This is a genomic window from Pseudomonas putida, assembly GCF_028682475.1.
Taxonomy (GTDB): domain Bacteria; phylum Pseudomonadota; class Gammaproteobacteria; order Pseudomonadales; family Pseudomonadaceae; genus Aquipseudomonas; species Aquipseudomonas putida_AG.
On record NZ_JANHLE010000026.1, the window covers coordinates 61673 to 71331 of the forward strand.

7 protein-coding genes are annotated in these 9659 nt (G+C 62.5%); 6 read left to right on the forward strand and 1 reads right to left on the reverse strand.

From position 1 onward, the window contains the following. Positions 1–24 precede the first annotated feature (24 nt). From parE to NPS47_RS19875, 5 genes are all read left to right on the forward strand, one after another. Entirely contained in the window at positions 25–1929 is a 1905-nt protein-coding gene (gene parE, locus NPS47_RS19855; RefSeq protein WP_107024226.1) for a DNA topoisomerase IV subunit B, read from the forward strand. Next, positions 1926–2912 (forward strand): esterase-like activity of phytase family protein, encoded by a 987-nt coding sequence (locus tag NPS47_RS19860; protein WP_274296482.1) that lies wholly within the window; start codon positions 1926–1928, stop codon positions 2910–2912. The genes parE and NPS47_RS19860 overlap by 4 nt, the downstream gene beginning before the upstream one ends. Then, on the forward strand, positions 2909–3427 hold the full coding sequence (locus NPS47_RS19865; RefSeq protein ID WP_274296483.1) for a retropepsin-like aspartic protease family protein: 519 nt from the start codon (positions 2909–2911) through the stop codon (positions 3425–3427). The genes NPS47_RS19860 and NPS47_RS19865 overlap by 4 nt, the downstream gene beginning before the upstream one ends. 10 nt (positions 3428–3437) lie before the next feature. Then, entirely contained in the window at positions 3438–5696 is a 2259-nt protein-coding gene (parC, locus tag NPS47_RS19870) for a DNA topoisomerase IV subunit A (RefSeq protein WP_274296484.1), read from the forward strand. Positions 5697–5872: 176 nt separating this feature from the next. Further along, positions 5873–6580, forward strand: a complete 708-nt coding sequence (locus NPS47_RS19875) for a PqiC family protein (RefSeq protein WP_274296485.1) — start codon at positions 5873–5875, stop codon at positions 6578–6580. A 178-nt stretch (positions 6581–6758) separates the two neighbouring features. On the opposite strand, the gene NPS47_RS19880 is transcribed toward NPS47_RS19875, so the two are convergent. Beyond that, a complete protein-coding gene (locus tag NPS47_RS19880) occupies positions 6759–8249 on the reverse strand; it encodes a histidine kinase (protein ID WP_274296486.1) in 1491 nt (496 codons plus the stop codon). Between the two features lie 134 nt (positions 8250–8383). On the opposite strand from NPS47_RS19880, the gene serB reads away from it, so the two are divergent. Next, a complete protein-coding gene (gene serB / locus NPS47_RS19885) occupies positions 8384–9598 on the forward strand; it encodes a phosphoserine phosphatase SerB (protein ID WP_274296487.1) in 1215 nt (404 codons plus the stop codon). The last annotated feature ends 61 nt before the right edge of the window (positions 9599–9659 follow it).

A 9659-nucleotide genomic window follows, 5' to 3' on the forward strand; every position in this document is an offset into this window, starting at 1 on the left:
ACCTACGACTGACGACGAGACCCCATGGCCATTCCCAGCGCTAGTGCCTATAACGCAGACGCCATCGAAGTCCTCTCGGGCCTTGACCCGGTGCGCAAACGCCCGGGCATGTACACCGACACCAGCCGGCCGAACCACCTGGCCCAGGAAGTGATCGACAACAGTGTCGACGAAGCCCTGGCCGGGCATGCCAAGTCGGTGCAGGTGATCCTGCACGCCGACCATTCGCTGGAAGTGTCCGATGACGGTCGCGGCATGCCCGTGGACATCCACCCTGAAGAGGGGGTTTCCGGGGTCGAACTGATCCTCACCAAGCTGCACGCCGGTGGCAAGTTCTCCAACAAGAACTACCAGTTCTCCGGTGGTCTGCACGGCGTGGGTATTTCCGTGGTCAACGCCTTGTCCAGCCAGGTGCGGGTCAAGGTCAAGCGCGATGGCAACGAGTACCAGATGACCTTCGCCGACGGCTACAAGGCCAGCGAGCTGGAAGTGGTCGGTACGGTCGGCAAGCGCAACACCGGCACCAGCGTGTACTTCGCGCCGGACCCGAAGTATTTCGATTCGCCGAAGTTCTCCATCAGCCGCCTCAAACACGTGCTCAAGGCCAAGGCCGTACTGTGCCCGGGGTTGCTGGTCAGCTTCGAAGACAAGGCCAGCGGCGAGAAGGTCGAATGGCACTATGAAGATGGCCTGCGTTCCTACCTGGTCGATTCGGTCAGCGAGTTCCTGCGCCTGCCCGACGAGCCGTTCTGCGGCAGCCTGGCGGGTAACAAGGAGGCTGTCGACTGGGCCCTGCTGTGGCTGCCCGAAGGCGGTGACAGCGTCCAGGAAAGCTACGTCAACCTGATTCCTACGGCTCAGGGCGGCACGCACGTCAACGGCCTGCGCCAGGGCCTGCTCGATGCCATGCGCGAGTTCTGCGAGTTCCGCAACCTGCTGCCGCGTGGGGTCAAGCTGGCACCTGAAGACGTCTGGGAGCGCATCACCTTCGTGCTCTCGATGAAAATGCAGGAGCCGCAGTTCTCCGGGCAGACCAAGGAACGCCTGTCGTCCCGTGAAGCGGCGGCTTTCGTCTCGGGTGTGGTCAAGGATGCGTTCAGCCTGTGGCTCAATGCCCACCCTGAGCTGGGCATGCAACTGGCAGAGCTGGCGATCAATAACGCCGGACGCCGCCTCAAAGCCAGCAAGAAGGTCGAACGCAAGCGCGTTACCCAGGGGCCGGCCTTGCCGGGCAAACTGGCCGACTGTGCCGGGCAGGACCCGATGCGTGCCGAGCTGTTCCTGGTCGAGGGTGATTCGGCAGGCGGTTCGGCCAAACAGGCGCGTGACAAGGAGTTCCAGGCAATCCTGCCGTTGCGCGGCAAGATCCTCAACACCTGGGAGGTTGACGGTGGTGAAGTCCTGGCCAGCCAGGAGGTGCACAACATCGCCGTGGCCATCGGCGTCGATCCTGGCGCGGCCGACATGAGTCAGCTGCGCTACGGCAAGATCTGCATCCTCGCCGACGCCGACTCCGACGGCCTGCACATCGCCACCTTGCTCTGTGCGCTGTTCGTCCAGCATTTCCGCCCGTTGGTCGAGGCCGGTCACGTCTACGTGGCCATGCCGCCGCTGTACCGTATCGACCTGGGCAAGGAAATCTACTACGCCCTCGATGAAGCCGAGCGCGATGGCATTCTCGATCGCCTGGTCGCCGAGAAGAAGCGCGGCAAGCCGCAGGTCACGCGATTCAAAGGCCTGGGTGAAATGAACCCGCCGCAGCTGCGTGAAACCACCATGGATCCGAACACCCGCCGCCTGGTCCAGCTGACCCTGGACGACCTCGACGGCACCCGCGAAATCATGGACATGCTGCTGGCCAAGAAACGTGCCGGGGATCGCAAGAACTGGCTGGAGTCCAAAGGCAATCTGGCCGAGGTCCTGGCTTGATTCGTTCGCTCCTGGCAGCAGTGCTTGGCGTTTTTGCCCTGTCATCGCAGGCCGCGCCGTGGCCGGAGTTGAAGTTTGTCGACGAGTACCCGGTCGAGGGCATGCGCGGCGGCAACCTGTCGGGCCTGGCCCTGTGCAAGGGCGAACTGTGGACGGTGTCCGACCGGGACGACGACCTGATTTACCGGCTCAATACCAAGGCGCCGGTATGGCAGGCTGAGCCGGTGCCCGTAGCAGCGCCGCCGGTACCGGAAAGCGGTTTGCCCTGGGGCATTCGTTCGCGGACCTGGGCAACTGGCAAGGTTCGTGGCGGCGATCTGGATTTTGAAGGCATCAGCTGTGATGCCGCAGGTAACCGCTACCTGGTCAGTGAGGCTCATGCTGCCGTATTGCAGGTACCGGTCGCAGGCGAGCCGAACTGGCTGAAGATCGACCCGAGCATGGTGCGTCAGGCACGGGCCAGCGGCATGCTCCTGCATTTCAACGCTTTGTTCGAAGGCCTGGCGGTGAGCCCGGCTGGCGATCGTATCTGGCTGGCGGCCGAACGCGAGCGTCGTGGCCTGCTGCTGATCAAGCGCCAGCAGACCGTCTGGAATTGTGGCAATGGCTGTGTGTTGCTCAGCGAGGCCGGCGTCGAAATGCAGCCGCCGCAAATGCCCGGCGCACGAGCGTTGCCGCGGGATTTTGCCGACCTGGCACTGTTCAACGACAAACTGTTCACCCTGGAACGCAACGCCCACCGTATCTGTCGGCGCGACGCGGCGAGCGCCAAGGTCGAGCGCTGCTGGTCGTACGCTGAAGGCGGACTGGTCGAACCGCGTCTGTACTCCCAGCCATTTGGCCTGGCCGAGGCGCTGGTGATCGATGCCGAGGGGGCCTGGATCGGTTTGGACAACAACGGCGCAACCCGCAATGATGGCGAGTCGCGGCCGGTGGTCTGGCGTTTTGCCGCTCCTGCTGGCGGCTGGGGCAGTAAATCGTGAGCCAGCCACCAGGCAAGCGTGCTGGCCGGGTGCTGCTGGTCCTGGCCTGGGCGGCTGGATTGTTCCTGGCCACACGCTTTTTTGGCGATTGGGAACAGCGTCAAGCCAACCCCAATGCTCAGGTTCACTCCCAGCACGGCGAAGGTTTTATCGAGGTGCAGTTGGCTGGTAATGGTCAGGGTCACTTTGTTGCCGATGGTCAGATCAATGGCCAGGCAGTACATTTTCTCCTCGATACCGGTGCCACCGACGTGGCAATCCCCGAACGGCTGGCGGCAAAGCTTGATCTTGAGCGTGGCGCCCCGGTGATGCTGAGTACCGCCAATGGCCGGACCCAGGGCTATCGCACCCGTCTGGACACGCTGCAACTGGGTGACATTGTGCTGCGCGATGTGCGCGCCCTGGTGGTGCCGGGGCTGGATGGCGACCAGGTACTACTGGGCATGAGTGCCCTGAAACAACTCGAATTTACCCAGCGTGGTGGCACCTTGCTGCTGCGCCAGAACCTGAAATGATGAGGCCCGCATGAGCGACTCCCTTGATCTCAGCCTCGATGGCGTAGAGCGCCGGTCACTGGCTGACTTCACCGAACAGGCCTACCTCAACTACTCCATGTACGTAATCATGGACCGCGCCTTGCCGCATATCGGCGACGGCCTGAAGCCGGTGCAGCGCCGCATCGTCTATGCCATGAGCGAACTGGGCCTGGACGCTGACTCCAAGCACAAGAAGTCGGCGCGTACCGTGGGTGACGTGCTCGGCAAGTTCCACCCCCATGGCGATTCGGCCTGCTATGAAGCCATGGTGCTGATGGCCCAGCCGTTCAGCTACCGCTACACCCTGGTCGACGGCCAGGGCAACTGGGGTGCGCCGGACGATCCGAAATCGTTCGCCGCCATGCGTTATACCGAGGCGCGCCTGTCGCGCTACTCCGAAGTGCTGCTCAGCGAACTGGGTCAGGGCACTGCCGACTGGGTGCCGAACTTTGACGGCACCCTCGATGAGCCCGCGGTGCTGCCGGCACGTTTGCCGAACATCCTGCTCAACGGCACCACCGGTATCGCCGTGGGCATGGCCACCGACGTGCCACCGCACAACCTGCGCGAAGTTGCCAGCGCCTGCGTGCGTCTGCTGGATGAGCCTAAGGCTACGGTCGAACAGCTTTGCGAGCATATCCAGGGCCCGGATTATCCGACCGAAGCGGAGATCATCACGCCGCGATCGGAACTGCTGAAAATCTACGAAAGCGGTCGCGGCTCGGTGCGCATGCGCGCGGTCTACCGCATTGAAGATGGCGATATCGTCGTCACCGCACTGCCGCATCAGGTTTCCGGGGCCAAAGTGCTGGAGCAGATCGCCGCGCAGATGCAGGCCAAGAAGCTGCCGATGGTGGCTGACCTGCGCGATGAGTCGGACCACGAAAACCCGTGCCGCATTGTGATCATCGCCCGCTCCAACCGGGTTGACCTCGACGAGCTGATGCAGCACCTGTTCGCCACCACCGACCTTGAGTCCAGCTACCGGGTCAACGTCAACATCATCGGCCTGGATGGTCGTCCGCAGTTGAAGAACCTGCGGGCGCTGCTGGTCGAATGGCTGGAATTCCGCGTGCAGACCGTGCGCCGCCGTCTGAAATTCCGCCTGGACAAGGTCGAGCGCCGCCTGCACCTGCTCGAAGGCTTGCTGGTGGCGTTCCTCAACCTGGATGAAGTGATCCACATCATCCGTACCGAGGATCAGCCCAAAGCTGCGCTGATCGCGCGCTTCGACCTGACCGAAACCCAGGCCGAGTACATCCTCGAAACCCGCCTGCGCCAGCTGGCGCGGCTGGAAGAGATGAAGATCCGCAATGAACAGGACGAGCTGGCCAAGGAACAAGCGAAACTGATCGCGCTGCTGGGTAGTGAGAGCAAACTGCGCAAGCTGGTGCGTGCGGAACTGATCAAGGATGCCGAAACCTACGGCGACAACCGTCGTTCGCCGATCGTCGAGCGTGCTGAAGCCAAGGCCCTGTCGGAAAACGAACTGATGCCGACCGAGCCGGTGACGGTGGTGCTGTCGGAAAAAGGCTGGGTGCGTTGCGCCAAAGGCCATGATATCGACGCCACGGGCCTGTCCTATAAGGCCGGAGATGGTTTCAAGACTGCTGCTGCCGGGCGTTCCAATCAGTTTGCCGTGTTCATCGACTCCACCGGGCGCAGCTATTCGGTTGCCGCGCATACCTTGCCTTCCGCGCGCGGACAGGGCGAACCGCTTACCGGTCGTCTGACGCCGCCACCGGGGGCGGGCTTCGAATGCGTGCTGCTGCCTGAAGATGATGCGCTGTATGTCATCGCCTCCGACGCCGGCTACGGCTTCGTGGTCAAGGGCGAAGACCTGCAGGCCAAGAACAAGGCCGGCAAGGCCTTGCTCAGCCTGCCCAACGGCGCCAAGGTCATTGCTCCGCGAGCGGTGGCTGACCGCGAACTGAACTGGCTGGCAGCGGTGACCACCGAAGGTCGCCTGCTGATCTTCAAGATCAGCGACCTGCCACAGCTGGGCAAAGGCAAGGGCAACAAGATCATCGGGATTCCCGGCGACCGGGTTGCCAGCCGTGAGGAGTACGTCACCGATCTGGCGGTCATTGCCGATGGCGCCACCCTTGTGTTGCAGGCCGGTAAGCGTACGCTGTCACTGAAAGCCGATGACCTTGAGCATTACAAAGGCGAGCGTGGCCGTCGCGGTAATAAACTGCCACGAGGCTTCCAGCGGGTTGATGCGTTGTTGGTGGAAAATCCCGGCTAAGCCGGGACAGAGGCCGCGAATGGGTAATTAAGCGCCCGTTCGCGGTTGAAACACTGGAGTCGTGCCGCTATTTCGCGGATGATAGGGCCCTTGCGGTGCCAGCGTAGCTGCGTGCCCGAATGAATCTATATGAGTATCACTGCGGTTTGCCGTGTGGCGACCGCCTGGATGGGATGATGAAACTTCTGCGCCTTCCGTTTGTTCTGCTGATGAGTGGCATACTCGGGCTAGCCGGTTGCAGCATGCACCAGCCGGTTTCCCTGTATCAGCTCGACAGCGGTGAGCCTGGCCAACCCAAGCAAAGCGCGGGCATGGCCGTTGTGCTCGGCCCGGTCTCGGTCGCCGACTACCTGCAGCGCGAGACCCTGCTGCAGCGCCAGTCCGATGGCAGCCTGACTGCAGCGACCGATGGCCGCTGGGCTGGCAGCCTGTCGGCAGATATCGATCAGCTGCTGGTCCGTCAGCTGGCCTGGCGCCTGGACAGCCAGCGCGTCGTGCTGGCACCGGCCAATACCGGTTTCACGCCGGATGTGCAGGTCCTGCTGTCGATCACTCGTCTGGATTCCGGTACCAACCAGCCAGCCATCCTGGATGCCCAATGGCGTCTGCTTGATCGCCGTGGCCAGGTCCGGGACAACCGCATCGTTCACCTGGAGCAGCAGCACCAGGGTAGCTCGGCGGCGCAGGTTCAGGCCCAGGGGCAGTTGCTGCAAAAGCTCGCTGAGCAGTTGAGCATTGCCCTCAAGCCTTTGGCCAACCAGCCTCCGATCGTTGAAGAGACGCCGAAGAAGGCGGCGCCGGTGCAGGTGCGCAAAGAGCCGGAGAAGCCGAAGATTCCTCTGGCGACCCCGATTCGCACCGATCTGGAAGTGTTCCGCTTCTAAGCAAGTACCCACAAAAAAGCCCGCAGCGATGCGGGCTTTTTTGTGGGTGTTACAAACCTGAGGGAGCAACTGTCTGTCACCCGGTTAACTGTGGGAGCTGGCCTTGCCAGCGATGCAGGCGCCGCGCAACGCCTGACACCGCAACGATGCCATCGTCGGCAAAGCCGGCTCCCACAGCTCAGCCCTTGACTCGACGCTCGTGCATCCGCGCCAGCTGGCGTTCCAGCATTGACGGGTACGGCTCCATCAGGCGCTCGACGCAGCAGGCACCCTCGGGGCTGGCAATCGGACGGATGCGCGCGCGCTGACGGATCAGGCTGTCGTCGCTGATCTTGCGCTCAACCAGCAACAGGTTACGGCTGTGTTGCGACAGGGCCAGGGCATCCTGGGCCTTTTCGGTCAGCAGCAGGTCGATCTGGTTCAGGCCGTGCAGGTCTTCACCCAGGGTCAGGCCCAACTGCAGTTGCAAAGTGATGCCGCTGTCGGCCACTTCGATCTGCAGGGCATGGCCAAGAGCACGCAACAGCTCGCCACAGCAAATGGCATTGGTGAGGTAGTCCTCGCCGCTGTCCTGGCTATGGAACAACATCAGGGTGCTGCCGTCGTTGAGGGTGTGCACTTCGCTTTCATACAGCGATGCGGCCTGGTCAAGGCAGTCGCGATAACGCTCCAGCAACTCGGTCAGGCGGGTACGCGGCAGGCGCCGAAGTTGTTCCTGGGAGCCCAGTTGCACGGCCAGTACCGCGCTGGCCTGGGGCTCGCGATTGACGGCTTGCGGGGCAGGGCGCGGGGCGCTGTGCGCTTCGTCGTCGATCAGGTCGGCAAACGCGTCGTCGCTGTCGTCGTCGGCCACTACCGGTTTGCTGATCCTGGCCACGGCAGGTGCTTCGTCAAAACTCGGGTCGCGCAGGTTGCGAACTTCGAACTCGGGTTCGTCGTCTTCCTGCTCCTCGGGTTCCGGTTCGACTTCGCGCGGCGGCGGGGCGAAGCGTGCGTGCAGTTGGCGGGCCAGGTCGCCGATCTCATCCTGGCGGTCAGTGGCCGGGGTGAACTCGTTGATGTCACGCAGCCAGACCCGCAACTGCAGCAGCGGCGTGGAGATGAAACGCCCCAGGCGCAAACTCATGGCCAGGGCCAGGGCCAGCAGGATGCCGGCGAGGATGCCCATGCTCTGCAGGCTGATGGTCAGCGGCTGCTGGAACTGGCTCATGTCCAGGCTGATGCGCAGTTGCCCGGCGGTCACGTCCTGGAAGGTGATTTTGGTCTGGTACAGGCCTTCGGCCTCACCCAGCAGGCCGTTTTTCGGGCGCTGGCCGGCTTCGGCAAGGATCCGGTTGTCGACGCTGTAGATCGCCGCATGGGCCACCAGCGGGTTCTTCACCAGGTTGCCCAACAGCACGTTGAGGCTGAGGATGTCATTGGACACCAGCAGCTCGGTCGCCGAGGTCGCAGTCTGCGTGGTCAGACTCTGCCCCAGGGCATCGGCCTGTTCGTGCATGGCCTGCTTGAACTGTAAACCCATCACGCAGGCATAGATCACCAGCGCCAGTGCGACCAGCAGCACGTTATGGCAGGCGATACGCAGCGCAAGCGGCACACGGCGCTGGCGCAGAGCATGAAAAATCAGCAGGAAGAAGTTGTCGGTTTTAACGGGCGTGGGCCGGTTCACAGAGCGCGGCTCTTTATGTCGGAGAAGTTGCTGCGCAGTATAGCGAGCGCTCAAGGACCGGCAAAGTATCGGCTGCACCCGATGGTCAGCGAAAGTCGGTAGAATGTGCTTTTTTCCTCGAGTCGGAGCCCGTTTTGCGCGAAATCGTTCTGATTAACATCACTGGTGAAGACCGCCCGGGTCTTACTGCGGCCATTACCGGCGTTCTGGCCCAGGGTGGAGTGAACATCCTCGACATCGGTCAGGCGGTGATTCACGACACCCTGTCCTTTGGCATCCTGGTGGAAATCCCGGATACCGAGAAGGCTTCATCGGTACTGAAAAACATTCTGTTTGCGGGCTACGAACTCGATCAGCAGGTCCGTTTCACCCCGGTTTCCGAAGCTGACTACCAGAGCTGGGTTGAAGGTCAGGGCAAGGCTCGTCACATCGTGACCTTGCTAACCCGCAAGGTGACCGCCGAGCAACTGCAGCGGGTAAGCTCGATCACCGCCAAGTACGGGCTGAATATCGATCATATCGATCGCCTTTCCGGTCGCGTCGCGCTGGACACGCCGGTGGAGCAGGGCAAGGGGTGCATCGAGTTCTCGGTACGCGGCGAACCGGCCGATCCGCAAGCCCTGCGCGCCGAGTTCCTTAGCGTGGCGCAGGAGCTGAACGTCGATATCGCCTTCCAGCAGGACTCCTTGTTCCGCCGCAACCGTCGCCTGGCAGTGTTCGATATGGACTCGACCCTGATCGAGGCTGAAGTGATCGACGAGCTGGCCAAGGCCGCAGGCGTGGGTGAGCAAGTGTCGGAAATCACCGAGCGGGCCATGCGTGGCGAGCTGGATTTCCGCGCCAGCTTCAAGGAGCGCCTGGCCTTGCTCAAGGGCTTGGATGTTGGCGTGCTCGACGAGATTGGCGCCTCGCTGCGCCTGACCGAAGGCGCCGAGACCCTGTTTGCCGAACTCAAACGTCTGGGCTACAAAACCGCGATCCTGTCTGGCGGTTTCACTTACTTCGCCAAGCAGCTGCAGGCCAAGCTGGGCATCGACTATGTCTTTGCCAACGAGCTGGAAGTGGTTGACGGTAAAGTCACCGGTGTGGCGGTCGAGCCGATCGTCGATGCCCAGCGCAAGGCAGATCTGCTGGCTGAGCTGGCGCGCAAGGAAGGATTGCAGATGGAGCAGACCATCGCCGTAGGTGACGGCGCAAACGACCTGCCGATGCTGGCCATCGCCGGTCTGGGCGTGGCGTTCAGGGCCAAGCCGCTGGTCAAACAGTCGGCCAAACAGGCGATTTCGACGCTGGGTCTGGATGGTGTGTTGTATCTGCTGGGCTTCCGCGATCGCGACGGCCGCAGCTAAGACCCGGTGGGAGCGGGCTTGTCCCGGGTACAAACCGGGGACATCCTTTACATTTCAAACC

Excerpts from the sequence above, each read along its gene's own strand:
- parE (WP_107024226.1), top strand. The coding sequence starts at position 25 with ATGGCCATTCCCAGCGCTAGTGCCTATAACGCAGACGCCATCGAAGTC.
- parC (WP_274296484.1), top strand. The coding sequence starts at position 3,438 with ATGAGCGACTCCCTTGATCTCAGCCTCGATGGCGTAGAGCGCCGGTCA.
- NPS47_RS19875 (WP_274296485.1), top strand. The coding sequence starts at position 5,873 with ATGAAACTTCTGCGCCTTCCGTTTGTTCTGCTGATGAGTGGCATACTC.